This is a genomic window from Alcaligenes sp. SORT26, assembly GCF_017377875.1.
Classification (GTDB): Bacteria; Pseudomonadota; Gammaproteobacteria; order Burkholderiales; family Burkholderiaceae_B; genus Alcaligenes; species Alcaligenes parafaecalis.
This window is the reverse complement of the sequence record NZ_CP070975.1, coordinates 1837906-1860695: the sequence shown is the minus strand read 5'-3', so window position 1 is coordinate 1860695 and position 22790 is coordinate 1837906. Positions and strand designations below refer to the sequence as shown.

The following is a 22790-nucleotide window of genomic DNA, read 5'->3' as shown; positions in this document are numbered from 1 at the left end:
ACAGCACGGCCTGGTCCCCCTGGATGATGAATCCCTGGAACCTGGGTCAGACCGTCTCCTCGTACTTTGTGGACGCCTGGCAGCGCGCCATTCTGTATGCCGATATCGAGCGTCAGGTCGGGGATCAGTACCAGGCCCAACGCAAGGTAGAAGTGCCGAATGTGCTGAACTTCCCGGCCGAACTGGTCATGTCGGGTCTGACTCTTCCCCGACCCGTCAACTATCTGATGGTGCGTATTCTGGCACCGGAAGATCAGCCTACCGACCCCAGCAAACGTCCGTTTCTGGTGGTTGATCCCCGTGCCGGTCATGGGCCGGGCATCGGTGGTTTCAAGTCGGATAGTGAAATCGGTGCCGCGCTGCAAGCCGGGCACCCTTGCTACTTTGTCGGATTTTTACCGGACCCTGTTCCTGGCCAGACGGTTGAGGATGTGATGCGTGCCCATGCTGCCTTTGTCAGCAAAGCGGCCGAGCTGCATCCAGAAAGTCAGGGCAAGCCGGTGGTGATCGGTAATTGTCAGGCGGGCTGGCAGATCATGATGGCGGCGGCTGTGTGGCCGGAGTTGTTTGGTCCCTTGATTCTGGCCGGAGCCCCCGTGTCTTACTGGGCAGGCCGCAACCCCATGCGCTATGCCGGTGGCTTGCTGGGTGGTAGCTGGTTAACAGCGATGACCAGCGATCTGGGCAATGGTCGCTTTGACGGTGCGTGGCTGGTCAAGAATTTCGAGAATCTGGACCCGGCCAATACCTTGTGGTCCAAGCAGTACAACGTGTACGCCAATGCAGACACCGAAGCCGAACGCTATATCGGTTTCGAGAAATACTGGGGCGGTTATGTATTTCTGAACGATGTGGAAATGCAGTACATCGTGGATAACCTGTTCATTGGCAACAAGCTGTCTACGGCACAGTTAATGACCTCCGACGGCATCCGCATCGACCTGCGCAATATCCGTTCGCCCATCGTGGTGTTCAGTTCTTTTGGCGACAACATTACGCCGCCCGCACAGGCACTGGGCTGGATTACTGACCTGTATCTGGATGACGATGATGTGCGCAGTCACGACCAGACCATCGTCTTTACGACCCATGATCGTATCGGACATTTGGGTATTTTTGTGTCCGGTAGTGTGGGCAGCAAAGAGCACCGCAAATTTGCCAGCACCATTGATCAAATTGATTTGCTGCCTGCCGGTATTTACCGCGCGACGGTCGAAGAAACGCCCGATGACGACACCTTGTTGAATGACCCCTATTTGATGTCGGTGCGGCAAAGCAATCTGGCTGAAATTGCCGAAATTGTGCAGCCTGATCCTGAGTCGGATCGACGTTTTGCTGCTGCGGCGCGTCTATCGGAAATCAATCTGGCGTTCTACAAGAGCACCTTGCAGCCTTGGGTCAAAGCGCTGTCTACTCCCTATACCGCGGCATTGCTGGAAGCCGTTAACCCCATGCGTCTGTCGTACGAGTCCTGGACCAGCGCCCATCCCTGGGCCGCCACGATTCATCAGTGGGCAGAAAACATCGCCCAGCAGCGCCAGACCGTGGACGAGGACAATATTTTCCTGGAAGCGCAGGAGAATTTCTCCCAGGCTATGGAACGGGTCCTGAACAATTACCGTGACCGGCGCGACAGTATTTATCAGATCTGGTTTGACACGGTTTATGGCTCGCCCTTGTTGATGGCTTTGGCGGGCCATGCACCGGGTGACTCCGTACCGGCGCGTCCCCATCCCGGTAGCTCGCCCGAGCATCTGGCTTTTGTGCGTCAGCAAATGCACAGACTGGACGGTTTGCTGAACGAAGGCGGTTTGCTGGAAGCGGCTTTGCGCGCCTTGTTCCACATTGCCAAGCAGCGCAACAGTGTGGATGAGCGTTATCACCATGCTGCCATGCGTCTGCGCGAGCAGTACGACACCGGCAAGATTGATATTGAAAAAATGCGTGCTGCAATTCGTGAGCAGGCGCTGGTTCTGGCGCACCACGGACACAAGGCTGTAGAAGCGATTCCACATCTGCTGAGCAAACAGACGCCAGAGGAAATCCGCTTGGTCGCGTCCCTGATCAAGAAACTGATCAGCGCCATTGATGAGCAGGATGCTGCGCCTGAAGCGGTGGTGAAGGCTTCTGAAGAGGTGCTCGGCTTGTTCGAGATGGCTGCCCAGCAGCAAGAGCAGGGCAAGAAATCAGATGAGGCGGACGCCAAGCCTGTCGCTAAAACGGCAAGCAAGACCGCAACTAAAGCAGCCGCTAAAACTACGCCAGCAGCGCTCAAGAAGCCTGCCACTCCTGCACCAGTAAAGCCAATGGCCCAGGCCGTAACAAAAACGGTAGCGAAATCAACGGGGCCATCGTCAGTAGGTACGACAGCTAAAACAGCGACATCTGCTCCAGTGAAACCAGCCGCCGAGCCAGCGACAAAACCCCTTGCTCAAACCATGGCGGGTGTTCCGGCTCAAGCCTTGGGTAAGGCCGCATCTAAGTCTGCGACGCCTAGCTCCGCGACACGACCTACGCCTGCTACAGGCGCAGCTAATAAACCAGTTGCTACTTCGTTTGCTTCTGGACCGCTGTTCCCGGCAGAAAAAGCCAAAGGTAAGCCTGCTGTTAGCGCACCTGCCAAGGCCGTTAGCGCAGGGGCCAAGCCTGGTTCGGCTACTACTGCAACAAAGCCAGCCGCCAAGGCAGCAACGGCGCCCACCACGCCAGCAAGTAAATCGGCAGCCAAGTCTGCAACAAGCTCAACGCCATCATCCGGGCAAGGCAAAGCTGCGGCTAAACCTGCCAGCACGGGTGCAGCGTCCAGGACTCGTCAGCGCAAGTCTTGAGACTTGGTTCTAGTGAATTTTTGAAGGAGTTTTCAGCATGAAGTATTCATTTTCCGGCCACTCTGTTTTGGTAACTGGCGCAGCCTCGGGTATCGGTGCTGCAACGGCCCGCCTGCTGGCCGCCAATGGCCTGTCGGTTGTTGTGTCTGACGTACAGGCCGACGCGGTTCAAGCCGTGGTCAAGGAAATTGAGCAGGCCGGTGGCAAGGCGGTGGCGAATGTGGCGGATGTCACCCAGCCCGATCAATTGAAAGCCGCTGTCGATTGCGCCATTGAACACTTTGGTGCCTTGCACTTCGCTGTCAATAACGCCGGTGTGGGCGGGGATTCCGGCCCGGCAGGCGAGATGGATCTGGACGGCTGGCGTCGCCTGATCGACATCAACCTGAACGGCGTAGCCTATGGCCTGCGTTATCAGATTCCCGCTATTTTGGCGGCGGGCGGTGGTGCCATCGTCAATATGTCGTCCATTATGGGCCTGGTCGCCAATCCTACGTTGCCCGGCTACAACGCCGCCAAGCACGGTGTGATTGGCCTGAGCCGCTCTGCAGCCCTGGAGTACTCCTCTCAGGGCCTGCGCATCAATACCATCCACCCCGGTTATGTCGATACGCCGATTTTGTCGGGTCTGGATGCGGCTGCTCGTGAAGCCTTGGTGGCTCAACACCCGATTGGCCGTTTGGGTCATGCCGATGAAATTGCCCATGCTATTGCCTTTCTGCTCTCGGAAGGGGCCAGCTTCATGACAGGCGCTTGTTTGGTTGCGGATGGTGGCTATACCGCCAAGTAAGTGATAGCAGGGGGGGCTCTGTTGATTTGGTGGATGGAGCCATTACCGCAGGTTTGGGTTTAAAACAGTCCTAATGCCGGTGCTCGATTTTTATGCGAGTACCGGCATTTGTTTTATTTCACGCCAATAATCTTGATCGTGGTAATCGAGACCGAGCCTGGCGGCACGCCGGTGGCGGCATGGGCCTCGGTGATGGGGACATGGATGCGTGCAGAGCCACCAATACCCAGTTGTTTGACGATCTCTTGGAAAAGGGGCGGTAAGTCCGCAGTCAGACTGGTTTTGGTGTCTCTGGCAGCCAGTATTTCCCCTGTTCCCAGTTCTTCATCAAGTTCAAACAGGATATCGCTGCTGGCGGTCACCATAGGTGCCTTGCCCTTGTTCAGGATCTTGTAGACCACTCCATCCGCCATTTTGATGGCACCTTTTTCCGCCCCTGCCGCCGCCAGAACCGATTTGGCCAGCTTCTCGTTCTTGGACAGCATGGCCTGTTCCAATAGCTTGTCGACGTTGGTCAGCTCCACAGAAATGATGCTGGAGGACAATTGCAGGCGCTGGTCGATTTTGTCGCTGAAACCCTGGGAGAAGGCTTGCAAATCCAGTTGCTTGCCAATGGATGCCAGTTTCTGCGTCTCGTGCGGCGCACTGTCCGCATACCAGGCCCCGATGGCATAGCTAAGGCGGATGTCTGGCGAGGCGGCGTCATTCACAATCATGCGTCGGGGCGCGCCTGCAGGTTCGGCCTTGTTTGAATTCAGCGCCTGCGCGACCAACCTGTGTTGCAAGTCCTGTTTTGCCTCTTTCAGCTCGTCTATCTCTTTCTTGAGCGTGGCGATCTCAGTCGCGGTCGCAGCAAGTTTGCTGTCTTGCAACTGGTCATTGGATAGGTCCTGGCGCTGGGCACTTTGCAGGCTTTCCAGTTCTGATGCCAAAGCATGTTTTTGACTCAGCTCCTCTTCCAGACGTTGGCTTAATTCCCTGATCCGCGCCTGGTTTTGTTCCTGATCGATGGCGATGGGTGCCAGAACCAGAGAGCCGTCCGGCTCTGCCTGTAGCTGCTGCAATTGTTGTTGTAGTTGGCTGTTCAGGTTTTCGGTATCTGACAGACGCTGTTGCAAGGCAATCAACTGCGTGTTGGCCTGATGCAGCTCGTTTCTGAGCAGGGCATTGTTCTCGGCCTGAGCTGTAGTGGGAGGTAGGGGGCTGGTTTGGGGAGAGCCCGCATTTCCTTGTGGTCTAGGAAGGCCATCACCAATGATGTTTTCGTGAGCCAAGCGGTCCAGTAAGCCTGTTCCCACCGAATGAGAAGCTTCATAAAACAGCAGCAAGCTGCAGCAAAGTGCCGCGTTGAAGTACTTTCTCATAGCTTGTTCAGGCTTTGAACGCGATCCATCATGTTGGAGTAGACGGCGTTGTTAATCCGGACACAGACCAGGGACAGCATCTTGTTGACTTCAGTCAGCATGATTTCAGAGGCGTTTTCATCAATCAATGCCGCATTGCTTTTATAGATCCCAAAGTTCTCATCAATAGTCTGCATTTGCTGACGGTATTTTTCGTAGGCGACCGGGTCCAGATCTTTGAGTGCGGCGAACTCCTGAAAGCACTTGTCCTCTTTGCTGGATGCGCTGGTCTCCGGGGCGTTGTGAACAGGTGCGGTCGTTTGGCAGGCAGATAAAACAAAGGCAGCCACAATGGCTGCGCCGGGAAAGGTGAATCGCATAAACTCCTCGATACGTTCGACTAGCTTTATTCAGATTATTTTGGGGACGAGTATTGAATTCGAGCGTTGCCGCAAGCCTTGGAAACGAGGTCCAGACTCCTTGTTTTGAACCATCAGCAAAAGCAGATTGCATGGGCTTGTTGGGTCCCGAAATTGGAACATGCAGATTCAGACCAAGAATTAAGAACTATCTGATTTTCATGGCTTTCGATTATTGAGATAGACGTAAAAAATCGCCGCTCCCCAGGCATGGCAGCGGCGATTTCATTGGGAATGACGTGACTGTAGTGATCGGGGCAGACGCGGTTCTACGGCTTGCCGGTTTTTGTAGGATGAATATAGAGCAGCGACAGGAGCAACAGCACCAGGCAGATCATGGCGGACAGAATATTGGTGCCGCCCCAGCCTGCAAAACTGAACAGAAAGGCCGGGGCAAACGCCCCCAGGGTCGCACAGATGGATACGCCCAAATCGTTCAGGCCCTGCACTTCCAGAAACTGCGGCTTGCCCTCCAGAGTCTCCGTTAGCAAGGCACTGCCTCCCACATAGGTGAAGTTCCAGCCCAAACCCAGAATCAAGAGTGAAAGGCTGAGTGTCGTATAGCTGTGACCAGCAATGTTGATCAGGCTGCTCAAGAGCAATAGCAGGATGCCGGTAATGGCAATGGTTTTCAGGCCAAACTTCTGGATCAGAATGCCGGTAAAGAAAGAGGGGGCGAACATGGCCAGCACATGCCATTGAATCGCGGTGCTGATGTCTGAAAAGTGCACATGAAGATGGGACATATGCATGGACGCCTGAATCATCAGCAGGTTCATGATGCCGTAGCCAATCGCGGCGATGCAGATGGCAATGGCCAGCGTCTTGTTATGCAGCACCAGGCCCAAGGTCTGGCCACGATTTGTTTTCTTGCGCGCAGCCTGTTGAACAGGCTGCACTTCCTTGATGCACAGATTCAGGATGAATGAGATCAAAGCCAGCAAGATGAAGGCGGCATAGCAGGCGGCAAACTCTGCCCCGAAGCTGCTGGTTTTCAAACCCCGTATCAGCAAGGGGCCTGATACGGCGGCAATCACCCCTCCGGCCACAACCAAAGAGATAGCACGCGGTTTCAAGTTGCTGCCAAGTCCGTCGGTGGCGGCAAAGCGGTTGAAGTTGGCAAAGGCAATATACATACCCAGCAAGGCATGCGAGACCACCAGCCAGGAGAACTGCTTCATCTCGATTGCCCAATACCCGACGACACCCGAGGCGGCCAAGGGCAGACAGGCCAGTAAAAAGGATTTTTTCCGGCCTATGGCGGCCATCAGCCTGGATGCGGGAAGGGTGAACAGCATCACAAACAGGAACTGGAAACCATAGGGCACAGTGGATAGCCAGGGCTCGGGGGCCAGACTACCGCCAACCAGGGCCGCCATGGTGACGGACATGACGGCGGTGGTCAGGTTAATGGATTGGGCCAGGAAGTAGAGGTAGGTTTTGAAAGGAAGTTGGGTGGGGGTCATGATGCTGCGTTGTGGTTGGCGTCGGTGTGCTTGGATTAAATGACAAATGTCCCGATCTTGAGAGCGAGGCAAACCTCTACTGGCACGTCAGAAAGATGGGGGTGATTTTGTATTCTCCTGGCGGGCTTGTCTCGAACAGTAGGTGTACTATTCTGAAAACTGTTAGCTATTTTCTTCTAACAGTGTCTGGGGAGGCAGGCATGGATTTTTATGAAGGTTTGAAGGCACGTATTCTCAAGGGGGAATGGGCAATAGGGCAGCAATTGCCGTCGATCCGACAGATGAGGGCTAAAGAAAGCCTGAGCCATCACACCGTGGTCAGTGCCTACACTCGCCTGGTGGGCGAGGGGATGCTGGAGGCTCTGCAAGGGCGTGGTTATTTTGTGGCGCGCTGGTCCGCCCTGAATGAGCACTTGTCCATTTTGCCGTCCGAGGCCCCGATGGACCCTTTGTTCAAGTTGCTGCAGGCCAAGCCAGATCAATGCAAATTAGGCTGCGGCTGGTTACCCATGCCTTGGCGGGATACGGATGCTTTGGCTAAAGCCATACGCAAGACGGCACGTTCAGGGCGTAGCGGTTTGGTGGAGTACGGCGATATTCAGGGCTATTTGCCCTTGCGTAAACAGTTGTCCCTGTTGTTGCGGCAATCGACTTTGATCGAGGTTTCTCCCCAGCAGATTGTGACGACATTGGGGGCGACGCAAGCGCTGGATCTGATCGCGCGGACTGTGATCCGTCAGGGTGATCATGTTTTGGTGGATGAGCCGTGTAATGGCAACTTGATCAAGCTGATTCGCTTGTGTGGCGGTGTGCCTATTGGTGTGCCGCGCCTGGCGGATGGGCCGGATGTGGCAGCGTTGGAGCAGATTTTGCAGACGCATAAGGTACGGGCGTTTTTCTGCAATAGCACTTTTCATAATCCGACCGGGGCGGGCTTGAGTCCCAAGGTGGCTTTTGCCGTGGTCAAGCTGGCCGTAGAGCATGACTTCCTGATTGTTGAGGACGATGTGTATGGGGATTTCTTTCCCGGCGTGCGGCAGACTTTTGCGGGGCTGGGGGATTTGGAGCATGTGGTTTATATAGGCAGTTTTTCCAAGTCCTTGTCGGCGTCCTTGCGGATTGGCTATATCGCCTGCGGGCCGCAGTTGCTGGAGTCTTTGATTCGTTTGAAGCTTTTAACCAGCGTGGCCGTGCCGGGGTTTTGCGAGCGTTTCGTCAATACGATTCTGGCGGATGGCACGTATGCGAAACATACGCAGTCGATTCAGCGGCAGTTGATGACGCATCAGCAAATTGCCCAGAAAGTGCTGAGGGAGTACGGCTGGGTGTTTGATGTACCGGCGCAGGGCGGGATGTTCTTGTGGGTCGGGCACCCGGAGATGCCGGATTTGACGGCTTATATAGAGAGGCTGGAACAGCAGGGGATCTTGCTGATGCCGGGGGCGTCGTTTGCTGTGGGCAAGGATTACAAGGACAGGATGCGCTTGAATGTGGCGCATTTGACGCAGGAGGTGATGCCTTGCTTGGGGTGGTCGTAAGAGCTTGTGCTGTTTGACTTGGTTTCGTTTTGCTTTGCCTTGCCTTGCTCGGTTTAGATTGCCTTCTTATCTGATACGCCTCTGGTTGGAACAGAGGGGGCTCGTTCTGAAAGACGCCATTCAGGTTCCCCCCACGGCTGAGCGGCTGAGTCCTTGCCGACGCTGCGCGTCGGTCCCCTTGGCAATTGCAGGATACGGGCGCGCCCTTAACTTGCCCGGTGATGTGTCCCCCGGACACATCACAAGCGTCGGGCGCGAACAGAAGGGCGCTTGCACCCCGTATCCCGCAATCGCCCGCGGCAAGAACTCTGACTCGCCGCTCAGCCGTGGGGGGAACCCGAATGGCTTATTGAAAGAAAATAGAGTCCCTCTGTGTTTACGATTTTGATGGCTTTGGCCTGGTTGGGGATTGCTTGTCTTGGTCTTTGCCTTTGCTTGGTTTGGTCGGGTGTGGGGTATCGGGCCAGTTCGGGTGGGGTCAAACTGTCTGAGTTCACTTAATTTTGTTGTTTTCGGTAGCGGGGTCCGAGCTGTAGAGATTGCTTCTTTTATCCGCTTTACTAAAGAAAGCCCCTGTCTGCTTTTAGAGGACAGGGGCTTGTTCCTGTGGTGCTTCGTTGAGCTTACGGTTTCAGGACGGGGTGGTGTCCTGCCAGTGGTTTCATGTTTTCCACGGCGTAGGCGACGTTCAGGATGCGGGCTTCTTCAAAGGCGGGGCCGATGATTTGCAGGCCCACGGGCATGCCTTCGGAGATACCGGCTGGCACGGTGACGGCGGGCAGGCCGGTCAGGTTGCTGGGGCCGGTAAAGCGGATGCCTTCGTCGATGAAGTCCAGGGTCTTGCCGTTGATGTTGACGGTATCAGTGCCGATATTGGGGACCTGGCAAGGCAGGGTGGGGGCGATGATGACGTCTACGTCTTTGAAGGTGGCGGTGAATTGCTGTTTCAGCGCACGGCGCACTTGCTGGGCTTGCAGGTAGTCGATGCCGCTGAACAGCTCGCCCAGTTCAAACAGGAAGCGGATGTCGCCGCCGAAGTCGTCGGGGCGTTTGATCAGGTCCTGATGGTGGATGGTGGCAGCTTCGGTCAGGCTGACGGCCAGCTCGGCCCATTCGGAGTAGCGCAGGGCAGGGACTTTCAGCGGGATGACTTTGGCGCCCTGTTTTTCCAGGTCGGCCAGGCGGTCACGGATCACTTTTTCGATACCGGCGTCCACGTTCTTGAAGAAGTAGTCTTCGATGATGCCGATGCGCAGCCCTTTGACATTACCGTTCAGCGCGCTCAGGTAGGAGCCGACGGGGACGTTGGCGCAAGTGGGGTCGCGACCATCAAAGCCAGCAATGACTTCCAGCATCGCAGCAGCGTCAGCGACGGTTTTGGACATGGGGCCTACGTGGTCCAGGGTCCAGGCCAGGGGGTAGACGCCGAATTTGCTGACGCGGCCATGGGTGGGTTTCAGACCGACGATGCCGCATGCGGCCGATGGGATACGGATGGAACCGGCCGTGTCGGTGCCCAGGGTGTTGTAGGAGCTATGGGAGGCGACAGCCGCACCCGAGCCACCGCTGGAGCCACCGGGGACGCGGTCCGCATTCCAGGGGTTATGGACGGCACCGAAGTGCGGGTTGTTGTTGTCGATGCCCCAGGCGTACTCGTGCATGTTCAGCTTGCCTGTGAAGATCACCCCGGCATCGCGCAGCTTGGTGGCAACGGTGGCATCGTCTTTGGAGACAAAGTCTTTGTGGATTTTGGAGGCCATGGTGGTGACCTCGTTCGCAAAGTAAATATTGTCTTTCAGTCCCAGGGGCACGCCGTGAAAGACGCCCTTGTACTTCCCGGCCATGATGTCCTGCTCGGCTTGTTTGGCGCTCTTGCGGGCCTGATCAGCCGTCACAGAGATGTAGGCGTTGGTCTGCTTGTTGGACTGGTCGATATAGGCCAGCAGGTTGTCGGTGACTTCAACGGGGGAGACGGCTTTGCTGCGCAGCTTGTCGGCCAGGTCGATAACGCTCAGTTCAAGTAGATCTTTATTCATGGTGGTCGCCTCCGGCCAGGTGTTTGATCGCAACGTCTGCATCGTCAATGGCAATGCCTTCCAGATTGCCTTTCATGGCCTGGATTTCGCGCCATTTGACCTCCAGTTTCTCCAGATGCTGGGGGCTGGGATGTATCCCTTTTGCGGCCAAGGCGTCTTTCACACTTACCGTCATTTGTCTTCTCCTTGTGGTGGTCATAAAACAGGCATGCATAAATCGCGCGCACAAAAAAAGCCCCACCCCTTGTGAAAGGGAATGAGGCTTAATTGCCTGCATGTCACTGGCAACTCTGGCAGCGCATGCATCTGTTTTTGGCAGACGAAGATGTCTGCTTATTTAATCTACAAAATCTGTTGCTTGAAAAATACTAGGGTTTTCCAGTGCTGTAGGCGACGACGTGTGCCGGGTGCATGCAACAGCAAGAAGTCAGTGGGGTTTATCTGTCGTGCCCTGCCAATAAGTACATGAAAGGACACAAGGGAACTTATAGGAATAGTCTTATTTATATGCTTTCTTGTGAATGATTAAATGATCAAGTACCGGTAATAGGTGAATAAAAATGACGAAAAAATTAAATAGAAACATGAATAAAATTATCTTCATGTGTTTTTGTATTTTTATGTTTTTTATAAATTCCAACGCACATGCCCAGACGTCACAATGCTACAGGGCAAGCGGCGGGCATTTATATAATTGGGTCACTTACCCAATCAAGGGTGAGGTCTACAATAGACAGATTCTTGCCACTGCCTCTACCACTTTTCTTTTTAGTTATCCAGCCAATTTACCTAAGGCGTACGTGGAAATGAGGGGGGGAGCGGATGCTTTATATCCTGATGAGGTTGTCCCCATGCGCGAAATGCCTGGGGTAGGTGTGCGTATACGCTGGATGGGGCATTACGCTCAGGGGAGCTACAATTTTGTTCCTAGTCATGCAGCCCCGAGTGGGACCACGGTAACTAACCCCTATGAGTTCACTTTGCTGGTTGGATCTGCACCTGCAAGTTTTGGTATTTCCTATACCTTTCAGTACGAAGTGGTGGTTATTGATGCCAAAGCATATCAGGGAGGAAAGCCGGATTTTAAACGGTCGGGAATTGGTAACGGTCGGGTATTTGGAGGTCCTCTTCAAGGAAACCGATCTTTGTGCAGAGATGGTTCCTTCGATTTACTGGGAATGTTGTCCCAGGATACGACTGTTCCTGAGTTGCCACGCCCCTCCGTATCGACTTGTGCCTCGGCCGATTTGAATGTGGTGGCCACAATGTCGCCTGTAATGGCCTCTGAATTGGCTTCAGCAGGCAGCCATCGGAGCGAGGGTATTATCGGGCAATACAATTTTGATCTGGTCGGCAAGCAGTGTCCAGTGGGCACGACGATCAAAGCGTTCTTTACTGACGCACGTGCACCGTCTGCTTCCAATGCTTATGTCACATCGTCACACCCGGAAGTAGGAGTGCGGCTGTATCACCGCGATAGCCAGACAGCGATTAAGCTAGGGCCTGCTCCAGTTGGTTCGACGTTGCCAGAACGCCAGGCTGTCGTTGAGGGGCCATCCGCCAGTACTACAAGTGATATGTACATGCCAATTACTGCTCAGTATGTGATGATGCCAGGTGTGACTAAAACGGCGGTGACACCCGGTAGTATGAATGCAGAGGCAGTGGTCACTTTTATGTATGACTAATGGCCCAATGGTTTGAGCCTCTTGTATCGTTTAAAGCCCTGTTCCTTGAGTTTGGAGCAGGGCTTTTTTTATTGTTGATTGACTGTTCAAAAGATCAACTGAGGCTCCGGTTTTCCTAGGCTGTTTTGTAGTTGACAAGTTTTTTCGGATTATTCCTAGACCCGTCAAGCTGCTGAAATCTTAAGATTTAAAGCATCGATGATAGCAGCTGAACCGTAAGGCGGTTTGTGATGCGCATCTCTTGTTGCCGGGGCTCTTCATGTTTGCACCTTCTGTTTTTAAACAACCGTCCGGATGCTTGACCTACCGCCCGTCCAGAACGCTGGCGCGGCCTACCCGTCGTGCTCGCTGCGAGTCGGGCTTGTGGGTGCCAAGGCCTGCGGCTGCCTTGCCGGGTGCTCAGGCAGGCGGGGCCATCATCAGCCGGGCTGGCTTGCTGAATGCTTTGCACAAGGATCAGATTCAGGCCTGGTTGCAGCCCAAGGTATCGGTGCAGTCCCAAAAGCTGGTGGCTTTGGAAGCCCTGGCGCGGTGGCGTCATCCGCAATTGGGTTTGTTGTCACCTAATGTTTTTCTGCCCTGGTTCAGTGAGCACGGCCTGGACGAGGCCTTGCTGATGCACATTTTGCAAGAGGCCTTGGGGTTGCAGGCTTACTGGCGGCGTCAAGGGACGGTGATGCCGGTGTCCGTGAATTTGCCCACACATTTGCTTGATGATGCTGGCTTGCCGGATCGTTTGATGGCCTGTGTGCAGGCCAAGCAGGGGCGCGCGCGTGACATCACTTTTGAACTGTTGGAGAACTCCGACACCAAGACGCCTTGTGCCTTGTTCATGGGGGCATGTCGCTTGGTGGCGATGGGTTTTGGCCTGGCTCAGGATGATGTGGGTGTGGATTACAGCTCCATGGAGCGGCTGGCCTGTGCGCCGTTTTCAGAGTTGAAACTGGATCGGCGTTTTGTGCATGGTTTGTCGGACAATCGTCAGCAGGCCAATCAGGTTCTGGGCTGGATTGCGACCGCCAAGGAACGTGGCTTGCGAGTGACGGCAGAGGGGGTGGAAGCCCAGGCTGATCTGGATATCTTGCAGCAAATGGGCTGCGATTACGCGCAAGGGTATTTGTTTGCCAAACCCACTCCCGCTTTCGAGCTGGATATGTGGATGCGTCAGCGTTGGGCCGCTTAGGAAAACAAATTGTGCTGAGTGCAAAAAACAATCAGGTCCTGGTTGTTCTGCACGTTCAACTTGCGCATGGCCGAGGCTTTTTGCGCGCTGATTGTTTTGATGCTGCGATTTAATTGCTCAGCAATGCTGCTGATGGAGTCGCCCATGGCAAACAGACGCAGCACTTCAAATTCACGTGGGCTTAGTGATGCCAGACGATCGGGCACCGAGCTTTCCAGCACATCTTTGGGTGTGTCCTGTTTGAAATTGGCCGGGTAATATTTCACGCCTTGGCGCAACAAATGCAAGGCGACCAGGGCCTCGGACAGTTCGTCCTGTTTGAGTACCACCCCTTGTACGCCCGCGTCGTACAAAGAAGAAATAATCATGGGGTTGGACACCATGGTCAGCACAATCAGCTTGACCTCTGGGAAGTGGCGTCGCAGATAGGAAATGAAGCGCATTCCATCGCCATATTGCTCATCGCCCGGCATGGAGTAGTCGGTAATGATGGCATCGGGCTGACTTTTCTGCAGGTGCTGAACCAGCTCCGAGGGGCTGGCTGCTACGGCCTCGACACTCAGATTGATATCACGTCCCAGCAGCTCGCGTATGCCCATCAGGATCAATGGGTGATCGTCTGCAATGATGACGCGCAGTTTTTGAATGGCGGGCATACCGGGGTTTCCTTGCCTGTTTTGCTAAGCTTGTTCGATCAGCTTGCGTAATGCATTGCAAACTGCGACTGCTGTTTGAGCTTGTGTTTCAGTTTGTTGAGTATTCTGCCTGAAATTCTGTTCCAATTCTTTCACCTTGTCAGCGATTTCCTGCAAGCCCATTACTACCAGTGCACCGGCCATACGATGCAAAACGGCCTGGCTCTGGGCGGTGTCTTGTTCTTGCAGGGCCTGTTCCAGCACTTCCAGATCCTTGCTCATGGTGCTGCGGAAAATCTCTCTGTAGCGTCGTGGTACGGGTGAGCTGACCAAGGATTCCAGCAAATTGCCCAAGGTGGCCAGATTCATGGGTTTGACCAGGCAGGCGTTCATGCCACTTTGTGTGCAGCGCTGGGCTTCGTCACGCATGGCGTTGGCTGTAATGCCCACAATAGGGGCACTCATGCCTTGGTCGCGCAAGCGTCGGGCCAGTTCGTAGCCCGTCATATTGGGCATATTGACGTCCGTTAGCAGCAGATCGTGGTTATTGCCATCCCACAGGCTAAGGGCCTCTTCACCGTCCTGGGCCAGAGTGACCTGACATCCCAAACGCTCCAACTGCTCGCGTAAAGTGGCCTGGTTAAGCGGATTGTCTTCAGCCACGAGTACATGCAGACCGGGGCGGCAGGGGGGCTTGATGGCTGCTTTGACGGGCGGGGAGACAGTTTGTTCGGATGTGGCGTCTTGTTGTGCCTGCCAGCGCTCCAGGGCGCGTGCAATGCTTTCCGGGTTGGTGCCATCGGCCTCGGGCAAGGTGGCGCTGCCGTCGCGTGCCGATACGCTGATGTAAGGGCCAGGCCAGTTCGGGGCAGGCTTGCTGCCGGGCATCATCACATCCAGCAAGATATCTTCGGCATTCCCCTTTAGCGGGTAGTTGGGCAGCATGGCCTGTGCTTGCGCATTCCAGCGATTTAACCAAGTGCAAATTGACTCTGACAGCTCGGCGTGCGGCGTGCGTACATGCAGCCTCATGCCTTGCAGATCCGGGGCTGGGCGAGTTTCCGCGCCTGCGGGCTCTATATCCAGATTCAGAATAAAAGAGAAACTGCTGCCTAGACCAGGTTCGCTGGTCAGTTGAATCTGGCTGCCCATCAGATCGGCCAGACGGGCGCAAATGGATAGGCCCAGGCCCGCCCCGCGTATGGTGTGTTCTCCCGAATGGGCCACATAAAACGGAGTAAACAACTGCTCCTGGCGTTCATGTTCAATGCCTACGCCACTGTCCGCTACCTGAAACAGCAGTTGCGCCTTGCCTTTGGCCAGTTTTTCCTGGTGCAGCCGCACAATAATATGGCCAGCCTGCGTGAACTTGACGGCATTGCTGATCAGATTGCTCAGAATCTGGCGTATATGCAGTGGGTCGCCCAAAACGCTGCGGGGCACATCCGGGGCTACATGGCAGAACAAGAGCAGGTTTTTCTGCTGGGCCATGGCGGTGTAGGTGGCGATGCAGTCCTGCACCAGAGCTACCGGATCCAGCGGCACGGACTGCACATGCGTCTGGCCTGCTTCAATTCGGCTGATGTCCAGAATGTCGCTGATAATTTGCAGAAGCTGGCGCGATGCACCCTGTATCCGGTCCACTTGCTGATGTTGCTGGGCATCCAGCTCGGTCAAGGACAGCAGCTCCAAAGACCCCAAGACTCCGTACAAAGGCGTGCGAATTTCATGGCTCATGGTGGCCAGGAAGGCGGACTTGGCGGTGCTGGCCTCGTCCGCTGCCGTACGGGCTCGCTCCAGCTCACGCTGGATTTCTTCTTGGGCAGTCAGGTCCATCAGGACGCACAGCAAGACATCCTGTTCGTGATAGCGGCTGGGAGCGCAGGCAAGATGCAGGCTGCGGCCATCGGCCAGGTCCACTTTGCCTTCGTTGGCCTCTGGCCCTTGCTGCTGCAATTCGTTCAAGGCCAGGGACAGAGGGGACTGCTCGGGCAAGCTATCCCCTGCATCCAGTTCCAGCCATTCCAGCGCCTGGGCATTGCCAAAAATAATCTGGCGCTTGTCCTTGCTGATGACGCACAAGGCCACCGGTGAAGTATCAATAATGCTGCGGTTAAAGTCCTGGCTTTCCAGCAGGGCGCTTTGAGCTTGCCGGGCCGGTTCCACCACACGGCGTCCATACCAGCGTGCATAGGCCATGCCGCCTAACAGACTCAACAATAAAAATACGACTGTGCCCAATGGCACCCAGGTGGTGTTGAGCAATTGACTGGGGCTGATCAGATAGCGGCCCGTCCAGGTTCCCGAAGGGTCGCGCATCTGGAAGGCCAGCCCTTGCAGGCTGAAGGTAAAGCCATCGTGTTTCAGATCAGGGGAATCGTTCTTCCCGATTAACAGGCCCTGTTCGGCATGGTGCAGCCAGAAGCGATAGCCCAGCGGAGCTTCGGACTGATTGAAAAATTCGCGCAGCCGGCCCTTGTCAAACAGACTCATGGCCTGGAACAGCGTGGGGTCTGCTCCAGGCACGGGCAGGCCGGGCAGGGAAATCGGGATAATTCCCAGCATATGCAAAGGGTGGCCGGGCAAGGAGACCCATTTTACGGTTGGTGGCCCGGATACAGGTTTGCTGGGTGCCTGAATATGCTGGCGTGCCTCTTTGTGAGAGGCAATGGGCAGAACGGTATCCGTGCGGGAAGACTCCAGTTCCGGAATGCTCAAACTGTCTTCCATCTCGGGATGGAACAGGAACAAGTAGCCGGACGGAAAATAGGATAGCGCCCAGAAGGAGGCAAAACTGTCGGCCAGATCGGCGCCCAGCGTGCCGTAATCCTCTTTAGGGGCACGACAGTGATGTTCGCAGATCATGGAAAAGGACACACTGGCAGTGGGGCGCCAGATGCTGACGGAGTGGCCGCTTTCTACTGGCGGGGGTTCGGGTTCCAGCCCGGCTTCCAGTTTGGCAGCATCGGCTTTTAATTGGGCTAAAAAGCGTTCCTGCTCGTGGATGTACGCCAAGGTCACCGTGAAATCTGATTTCAGGCGATGGCGCTCATTACTGAAGAAATGCTGGCCACCGACGACCAGTGCGCCTAGCAGCATGAATGAAACAGGGATAACACTGAGCAACAGTCGCGTGTGTCCATGCGAGCGTCGCGTCATGCGATTAAAAGGTGAGTTGGCCATGGTTCTCCGTGGGATCGCCGTGCAGGGCAAGTCCTGCCATATCATACCGTCCCGCGCGGCGATGGCGACGCAGGAGTCGTGCATGATGGGGCAGGCTTAGGGTGTCGGAGGCTGCAGACTGTCGCGCAAGGCGGCCATAGGCAAAGGCTTGATCAGCAGGGCATCCATGCCTGCGGCAGACCATTCCTTGTCTTTGTCCAGAATCGCATTGGCCGTAATGCCGATGATGCGCCCCTGATAGCCCTCGGCACGCAAGGCGCGGGCCAGGGAGTAGCCGTCCATGCCGGGCATGAACAGGTCGGTAAAGACAATATCAAAACGGTCTTTGTCTGGCAGGTCCAGGGCGGCTTCGCCATTGGCCTCCAGATGGGTGGTGCAGCCCAACACAGTCAATTGCTCCTGAAGAATTTGCCGGTTCACCGGGTTGTCGTCTACCACCAGGACTCGCTGTGTGCGTCTGGGTGGATTAAAAGGCTCTTCGTCTCGCTGGGGCGTACAGTCCAGGGCCTGAGCCTGCTGTACCGCATGCATGATGTGCTCCATCGCGGTTGAGGCAGTGTAGAAGTAGTCCGGATTGTCTGCTTGTATGGCTGTGGTTTGGGTATTGGGTCGAACCATCACCTGGCGGCCAGTCCATTCTGGCGTGCTGGTGGCAAAAGCGGGCCAACTATGCACCAGGACCGTGCCGGGTTTGGTGGCCTGCCCGGTGTAGGGCAGGGCGTAGGCGCCCCAGTGTCGCAGCCATTTGCTGACGTTGGAGACGATCTCGGGGATGTCTCCGGCAACATAGACGGGGTGGAATGCCAGCAAGGACTCGGGTGCCGGAGGAGTACCTGGCGGGGCGGCCACTGGCAAAATCACTTCAAAGCTAATGCTGGTCCCCAGTCCGGGCTCGCTGACTACAGACAGGGAGCCGCCCATCAGGCTGGCCAGACGCTGGCAAATCGGTAAACCCAGACCTGTGCCAGCTTGCTTGCTGACCCCGCCTTTGTTTGCGCTGAAATACGGTAAAAACAGCTTGGGCAGGATGTCGGCACTGATGCCTTGGCCCGAGTCCGTTACCTGAAAACGCAGGGCCAGGCGGTTGCCGGGTTGAGGCTCGGTATGCAGGCGCAGCACCACATGGCCGGAGGTGGTGAACTTGATGGCATTGCTGACCAGATTGCTCAGAATCTGGCGGATTTTCAAGGGGTCACCAATAGTGGGGACCAGGGCCCGCACCGGGGTGACAGAGTAAAGCAGCAAGCCCTTGTTCTGTGCTGTGGCGGCAAAGGAGGCAATCACTTCATCGACTTGCTCCTGTGCCGTAAATTCGCGTGGCTCCAGGTTGACGTGGCCGGCTTCAATGCGGGACAGGTCCAGCGACTCACCCACCACCCGGAACAGGGTTTCGGCCGAGCGGCGCAAGGTGTCCAGATAGGGCGAGGGATGTCGGTTTTTCTCGGACAGCGACAGCAGTTCCAGCGTGCCCAGAATGCCGTACAAGGGCGTGCGGATCTCGTGACTCATCGTGGTCAGGAACTGGGTCTTGGCAATATTGGCATTTTCCGCCAGTTGGCGGGAGTGACGCAGCGCCGCTTCTTCGGCTTTCTCGCTCGTAATGTCAATGATGGAACACAAGGCCGCCCGATTGCCCCGGTAACTCAGGCTGATGGCATGCACGCGCACGCTGCGGCCATCTCTCAAGGTGACGTCGGTGCAGGCACTTTGATCCTGCTCGCCGGGCAGACGCGTGCGCCATTGATCATCGCCTTGCATCCAACTGCGGGCTTGCAGGTTTTCTTGAAAGATTACGTCGCCTTGGGCATCGACCAGTGTCAGGCCCACGGGCGCCATGGCAATCAGCTTGCGATTCAAGGACACACTATCGACCAGGCTTTGCTGTTGCTGGCGGGCTGGCAGCAGCAAACGGCGTCGGATCAGGCTGGCACCGACAAGGACAACAGTGGTAAAGACCGTAAGGGTCAGCAAGGCAGTGATCAGGGCGCTGCGACCATCGTGCAGCAGTTGCCGGGTCGGCAAGGCATAGAGCACCCGCAAGCCGCCTGTCCCGATGGACTTGCTCAGGATGATGTGTTGCGGCCAGCCTTTACCATCAAAGCCGAAATAGTCTTGTTGTACCCAGCGCAACTCGGACGAATCCGGCGGGGCGCTGCTGTACAAGACAGCCTGTCCGCGTATATCGAACAGAATGTATTCGGTACTGGGCGGGGGAGGACTCAAGGTCAGGGCGCGATCTATGTCTCTTAATTCCAGGCCTAGCCAGGCACCCTGGCGATTTTCCCGATCGATAGGCGTGTAGGCCACCAGACGCGATACAGAGTCAATATTCTGATGCAGCCAGATCACGGGAACTTGACGGGCATGAGGATCTTGATTGATTGTTTTCAGGCGTGTGGTCAGGGCATCGATTTGAGGCACCCACAGCAGATCCTGGCCGTCGCGCTCCAGACGAAAGTCTTGGGTAGGACTGAGTTTGCTGTAACGCAGGTTGCCCGTGCGGTGGATGGCGTTCCAGTGGCGACGTGTCAGCAACAAGGTGTAGTGATCCAGGGGACCACTGTCTGGCGTGTCGATTGCTTCCAGATTGTGGGTGTTGGCTGCCAGACTCAGGGAGTCTGGGGAAACCGCGCTGGCGGCCACGGCACGCAGCAGCACTTCACGCTGGTCAAAGAACAGTTGTGCGTGGTCTGCTGCGCTATTGAGCTGCCGACGATATTCGGAAACCAGATGTGTGGCCGAAGCATACAAATAAGCACCGGTACCCAGCGAGGCGCACAGAATCAGAATCAGGGACAAGGCACCCAGCAACACGCTGGGAAAGCGGGGAACCTGCATGGCGGGCAGGTTCTCACGCAGGGGGCCGCTATTTAGCTTGTGGATGCGCCCGTTCATACCGTGCCGTCTTGATCCTTGCCTTGCTTGGCCAGATCGCCCGGCAGCATGGGGTCAGGATCGCGCTGAACACAATTCAGGCGGACCAGTTGGTAGTTCAGCTCGTCCGTATTTTCGGACAGTTCGTAGCGAGCGCGGCACAGTTGGCCGTCACGGCTGATGTCCAGGTGACCACGCATCTGCTCGGGGGACACCATGGTCAGGACACGGCCACGCGGGTCTGTCATGCCTAGTTGTTCACCGGCGGCATTGCGCACCATGGCACCAAAGGGCAGAGCTAGCCCTTGCTCGTCACGCAGTTCAAACTGTACGCGGTAGCCCACCTCGGCCTTGAAGGTCGCCAGCGCAACCGCACCGCGTGTAGGGACAATCTGTTGTACGGCGTTGTCGAATTCGGCGTTTTTTGGAGCCTTGCGTGTATCCAGACTGACGTGATTGCTGCGGTACGGCGTGGCATTCGGGATGATGGCGTAGCCGTTTGACCCGGTTTCGACACCGACATGGCTGGAGATTCCTACACCGGCTACGGCGGGTTCTACTTTGGCCAGCATGATGGTCTCGCCCAGAGCCTGACCCAGGTTGACGCCGCCACCGTGCGCCACAATTGAACCGTTGGCCGAGAAGTTGCCGGAGTTGTGACGGTTGCCGTAGGAGTAGCCAGCATTCATACGGGCAAAGGAAGTGGTCGTGCCGACGTTGACCGATGCATTGCTTTCGCCGGCAACTGTGCGTCCACCTGCGACGGCGTAGCTGATCTCGCGGTCGGTAGGTAGCAATCCACTGGCACCGGCTTGGACCGAGTTGCCATTATTGTCGTGATTGATGCTGGTAAAGCTTTGTGGAGCATGGGAGCCACTGCCCAAGGGCATGCTCAGCGTCAGCATGATGGCATTGTCGTGGGAGCGCGAGGAGCTAAAGGAGGACTGCAAATTCCGGGTTCGGGTGTAGGCCAGGTTGTAGCTCACCTTACCGATATTGTTGCTATAGCCCACCGATAGGCTATTGGAGGAGGTGTTCTCCCAATGTTTGTTGTAGGAGGCATTCAGATAGAGGTTGCCGTCGCCCACAGGCTGGCTGATGTTGGCATCAATGCGCTGACGAGAGTCGCGCGAACCATACATGCGAAGGTGCGCGGGGGCTTCCATTGCCTGGACATGATCGGACAGGGTGCGATAGCCACGGCTCAGGTCGTGACGCAGATTGACGGACACGTTCGAGCCGGTGGTTTCGATGAACTTGTTGTAGCGCAGGTTCATGCTGGTGCCCTGGGATTGCTGACCCTGGATATGGCTGGTGGAACGGGTTGCATCCAGTGACACTGCACCTAACTGGGTATTCATGCCTACGCCCAGGGAGTAGGCGCTGAAGTTTTTGGATGCCTGTACCCCGGCGGCCAGCGTCGTATTGGCGCTAACGCCATACAGCATGGAGCCGCTGACAAAGTGGGGGCGTTCTTGCATATTGTCGTTCAGGCGCAACTGGCCAGCAGCGATGTCATAGCTCAGACGGCCCTCGCGTACCATCAGGGGCGGAGCAGAAAAAGCTTGACGCAAAATACGGCGCGAACCATCAGCTTCGATAATGGTGATTTCCAGATCGCCATTGGAGCCTGATGGAGACAGATCGCTGATTGCAAAGGGGCCCGGTGCCACGTTGGTGGTGTAGATGACATAGCCGTTCTGGCGCACTTCCACGGTGGCGTTGCTCTCGGCCGTGCCGCGGATAACCGGTGCATAGCCTTGCTCGCTATCGGGGCGCATGGCCTCGTCCGAGAGCATTTGCACACCCATAAAGCGCACGCTGTCAAAAAGTGGCGAACGGGTATAAGTTTGCCCGGCCAGCAGTTGGCTTTTCAGGGCGACGATGTCGCGTTGAGCATAGGTGTTCTGGCTGGTAAAAGAGCTGGGGCGGTTGGTACCCGAGCTGTAGTAGGAGTTGTTACGTAGACGCCAGGGTCCGATATTCACGCCCATGCGCAGGTCTGCGCTAAGGTCATTGGTAGCGGACATGCCCTTGCTTTGATCCCGGCGCACGTTCAATCCGTAGTTCACAAAAGCAGCCATCTGCCCCGAATCCCACAGCGATGGGTCTACATAGCCGCGCTTGCTGGGGCTCAAGTAAATTTGTGGAATGTTCAGTTGCAGGCGCAACTGGGCGCTTTCATACGTCACAGTGGCTTCGGGCACAATCTCTGGCAGGCGCAGGCAGCTCGCCTCGGCTGGCAAGGGGGCAGGCAGTTTGCTCAGGTCAACACCGGCTTGTTCCAGCATCTCCTGGTTAAAGCAGGGTTCGTTGTCATCAGTGCGCGGGTTGCGCTTGAAGGTGATGTCTCGCCGTCCGGTGCGCTGTTGGTTCACATACAGGTCCACACGCTGCACGCCTTCGGACACGTTGCTGTTCGAGAGCAAGGTGCGCAGATCCGCTGTGGAGGCATTGCCTTGAAGGAAGGCCATGTTAAAGCCCAGGGAGTCAGTCGTGCTCAGGGCGGCAACTTGAACGGGCTTCGCCTTGTTTTCTTCAGGGACAGGTACTTGGATGGAGGAGTCTGTCTGGGCCTGGACTGTGCAGGCCATGATGACCAGGCAGGGCAGCAAAGCCAGTCGCAGCGTGGCCAGAGGCTGGCGGCTGTAGGGACGAATGCTATGGCAGAACAGGTGGTTTTTTTTAGACATGACTCTGCACCCAGGGGGCGTGTTGGACGATTCGAGGACGTGCAAGGGCTCCTGCTACTGGCCAAGAGCCAGTAGCCGAAAGGGTCAGACGTGAGGCGGGGGAGGCTGGGCGGT

14 protein-coding genes are annotated in these 22790 nt (G+C 56.1%); 5 read left to right on the top strand and 9 right to left on the bottom strand.

Features of this window, described 5'->3' with window-relative positions:
- Positions 1–23: 23 nt before the first annotated feature.
- Positions 24–2828 carry a DUF3141 domain-containing protein gene (locus JYG33_RS08625; RefSeq protein ID WP_347708949.1) on the top strand — a complete coding sequence of 935 codons (2805 nt, stop codon included), beginning with the start codon at positions 24–26 and terminating at the stop codon, positions 2826–2828.
- 37 nt (positions 2829–2865) lie between these two features.
- Positions 2866–3618, top strand: coding sequence for an SDR family NAD(P)-dependent oxidoreductase (locus JYG33_RS08620; protein ID WP_207875530.1), 753 nt, complete (start codon positions 2866–2868; stop codon positions 3616–3618).
- 113 nt (positions 3619–3731) lie between these two features.
- Here the strand turns inward: JYG33_RS08620 and JYG33_RS08615 are convergent, their stop codons facing one another.
- The 3 genes from JYG33_RS08615 to JYG33_RS08605 all read right to left on the bottom strand — a co-directional run bounded on the left by JYG33_RS08615 (position 3732) and on the right by JYG33_RS08605 (position 6846).
- A complete protein-coding gene (locus JYG33_RS08615) occupies positions 3732–4982 on the bottom strand; it encodes an FKBP-type peptidyl-prolyl cis-trans isomerase N-terminal domain-containing protein (protein WP_207875529.1) in 1251 nt (416 codons plus the stop codon).
- Positions 4979–5341 carry a hypothetical protein gene (locus JYG33_RS08610; RefSeq protein WP_207875528.1) on the bottom strand — a complete coding sequence of 121 codons (363 nt, stop codon included), beginning with the start codon at positions 5339–5341 and terminating at the stop codon, positions 4979–4981. Before JYG33_RS08610 ends, JYG33_RS08615 begins: the two co-directional genes overlap by 4 nt.
- Before the next feature lie 308 nt (positions 5342–5649).
- Entirely contained in the window at positions 5650–6846 is a 1197-nt protein-coding gene (locus tag JYG33_RS08605; protein WP_207875527.1) for an MFS transporter, read from the bottom strand.
- A 200-nt stretch (positions 6847–7046) separates the two neighbouring features.
- On the opposite strand from JYG33_RS08605, the gene JYG33_RS08600 reads away from it, so the two are divergent.
- Positions 7047–8384 (top strand): PLP-dependent aminotransferase family protein, encoded by a 1338-nt coding sequence (locus tag JYG33_RS08600; RefSeq protein WP_207875526.1) that lies wholly within the window; start codon positions 7047–7049, stop codon positions 8382–8384.
- Between the two features lie 623 nt (positions 8385–9007).
- On the opposite strand, the gene JYG33_RS08595 is transcribed toward JYG33_RS08600, so the two are convergent.
- The gene (locus tag JYG33_RS08595) at positions 9008–10420 is read right to left on the bottom strand and encodes an amidase (RefSeq protein WP_207875525.1); all 1413 of its coding nucleotides are present in this window, start codon (positions 10418–10420) and stop codon (positions 9008–9010) included.
- The gene (locus JYG33_RS08590) at positions 10413–10595 is read right to left on the bottom strand and encodes a hypothetical protein (RefSeq protein WP_026484623.1); all 183 of its coding nucleotides are present in this window, start codon (positions 10593–10595) and stop codon (positions 10413–10415) included. The genes JYG33_RS08595 and JYG33_RS08590 overlap by 8 nt, the downstream gene beginning before the upstream one ends.
- Before the next feature lie 385 nt (positions 10596–10980).
- Between JYG33_RS08590 and JYG33_RS08585 the strand changes: the two genes are divergently transcribed.
- Positions 10981–12108 (top strand): fimbrial protein, encoded by a 1128-nt coding sequence (locus JYG33_RS08585; protein ID WP_207875524.1) that lies wholly within the window; start codon positions 10981–10983, stop codon positions 12106–12108.
- Positions 12109–12367: 259 nt separating this feature from the next.
- On the top strand, positions 12368–13291 hold the full coding sequence (locus JYG33_RS08580) for an EAL domain-containing protein (RefSeq protein ID WP_207875523.1): 924 nt from the start codon (positions 12368–12370) through the stop codon (positions 13289–13291).
- Here the strand turns inward: JYG33_RS08580 and JYG33_RS08575 are convergent.
- The 4 genes from JYG33_RS08575 to JYG33_RS08560 all read right to left on the bottom strand — a co-directional run bounded on the left by JYG33_RS08575 (position 13288) and on the right by JYG33_RS08560 (position 22676).
- On the bottom strand, positions 13288–13947 hold the full coding sequence (locus JYG33_RS08575) for a response regulator (protein WP_207875522.1): 660 nt from the start codon (positions 13945–13947) through the stop codon (positions 13288–13290). The genes JYG33_RS08580 and JYG33_RS08575 overlap by 4 nt on opposite strands.
- 24 nt (positions 13948–13971) lie before the next feature.
- Positions 13972–17109, bottom strand: coding sequence for a hybrid sensor histidine kinase/response regulator (locus JYG33_RS08570; RefSeq protein WP_207875521.1), 3138 nt, complete (start codon positions 17107–17109; stop codon positions 13972–13974).
- Between the two features lie 96 nt (positions 17110–17205).
- Complete coding sequence (locus JYG33_RS08565) at positions 17206–20004, bottom strand: ATP-binding protein (RefSeq protein ID WP_207875520.1); 2799 nt, start codon at positions 20002–20004, stop codon at positions 17206–17208.
- Positions 20001–22676, bottom strand: a complete 2676-nt coding sequence (locus JYG33_RS08560; protein WP_207875519.1) for a fimbria/pilus outer membrane usher protein — start codon at positions 22674–22676, stop codon at positions 20001–20003. Before JYG33_RS08560 ends, JYG33_RS08565 begins: the two co-directional genes overlap by 4 nt.
- Between the last annotated feature and the right edge of the window lie 114 nt (positions 22677–22790).

What these genes read in the sequence shown, in the direction of transcription:
- JYG33_RS08595 (WP_207875525.1), bottom strand. Translation starts at nt 10,420, where the DNA reads ATGAATAAAGATCTACTTGAACTGAGCGTTATCGACCTGGCCGACAAG.
- JYG33_RS08605 (WP_207875527.1), bottom strand. Translation starts at nt 6,846, where the DNA reads ATGACCCCCACCCAACTTCCTTTCAAAACCTACCTCTACTTCCTGGCC.
- JYG33_RS08590 (WP_026484623.1), bottom strand. Translation starts at nt 10,595, where the DNA reads ATGACGGTAAGTGTGAAAGACGCCTTGGCCGCAAAAGGGATACATCCC.
- JYG33_RS08575 (WP_207875522.1), bottom strand. Translation starts at nt 13,947, where the DNA reads ATGCCCGCCATTCAAAAACTGCGCGTCATCATTGCAGACGATCACCCA.
- JYG33_RS08585 (WP_207875524.1), top strand. Translation starts at nt 10,981, where the DNA reads ATGACGAAAAAATTAAATAGAAACATGAATAAAATTATCTTCATGTGT.
- JYG33_RS08600 (WP_207875526.1), top strand. Translation starts at nt 7,047, where the DNA reads ATGGATTTTTATGAAGGTTTGAAGGCACGTATTCTCAAGGGGGAATGG.
- JYG33_RS08580 (WP_207875523.1), top strand. Translation starts at nt 12,368, where the DNA reads ATGTTTGCACCTTCTGTTTTTAAACAACCGTCCGGATGCTTGACCTAC.
- JYG33_RS08565 (WP_207875520.1), bottom strand. Translation starts at nt 20,004, where the DNA reads ATGAACGGGCGCATCCACAAGCTAAATAGCGGCCCCCTGCGTGAGAAC.
- JYG33_RS08570 (WP_207875521.1), bottom strand. Translation starts at nt 17,109, where the DNA reads ATGGCCAACTCACCTTTTAATCGCATGACGCGACGCTCGCATGGACAC.
- JYG33_RS08615 (WP_207875529.1), bottom strand. Translation starts at nt 4,982, where the DNA reads ATGAGAAAGTACTTCAACGCGGCACTTTGCTGCAGCTTGCTGCTGTTT.
- JYG33_RS08620 (WP_207875530.1), top strand. Translation starts at nt 2,866, where the DNA reads ATGAAGTATTCATTTTCCGGCCACTCTGTTTTGGTAACTGGCGCAGCC.
- JYG33_RS08610 (WP_207875528.1), bottom strand. Translation starts at nt 5,341, where the DNA reads ATGCGATTCACCTTTCCCGGCGCAGCCATTGTGGCTGCCTTTGTTTTA.
- JYG33_RS08625 (WP_347708949.1), top strand. Translation starts at nt 24, where the DNA reads ATGATGAATCCCTGGAACCTGGGTCAGACCGTCTCCTCGTACTTTGTG.
- JYG33_RS08560 (WP_207875519.1), bottom strand. Translation starts at nt 22,676, where the DNA reads ATGTCTAAAAAAAACCACCTGTTCTGCCATAGCATTCGTCCCTACAGC.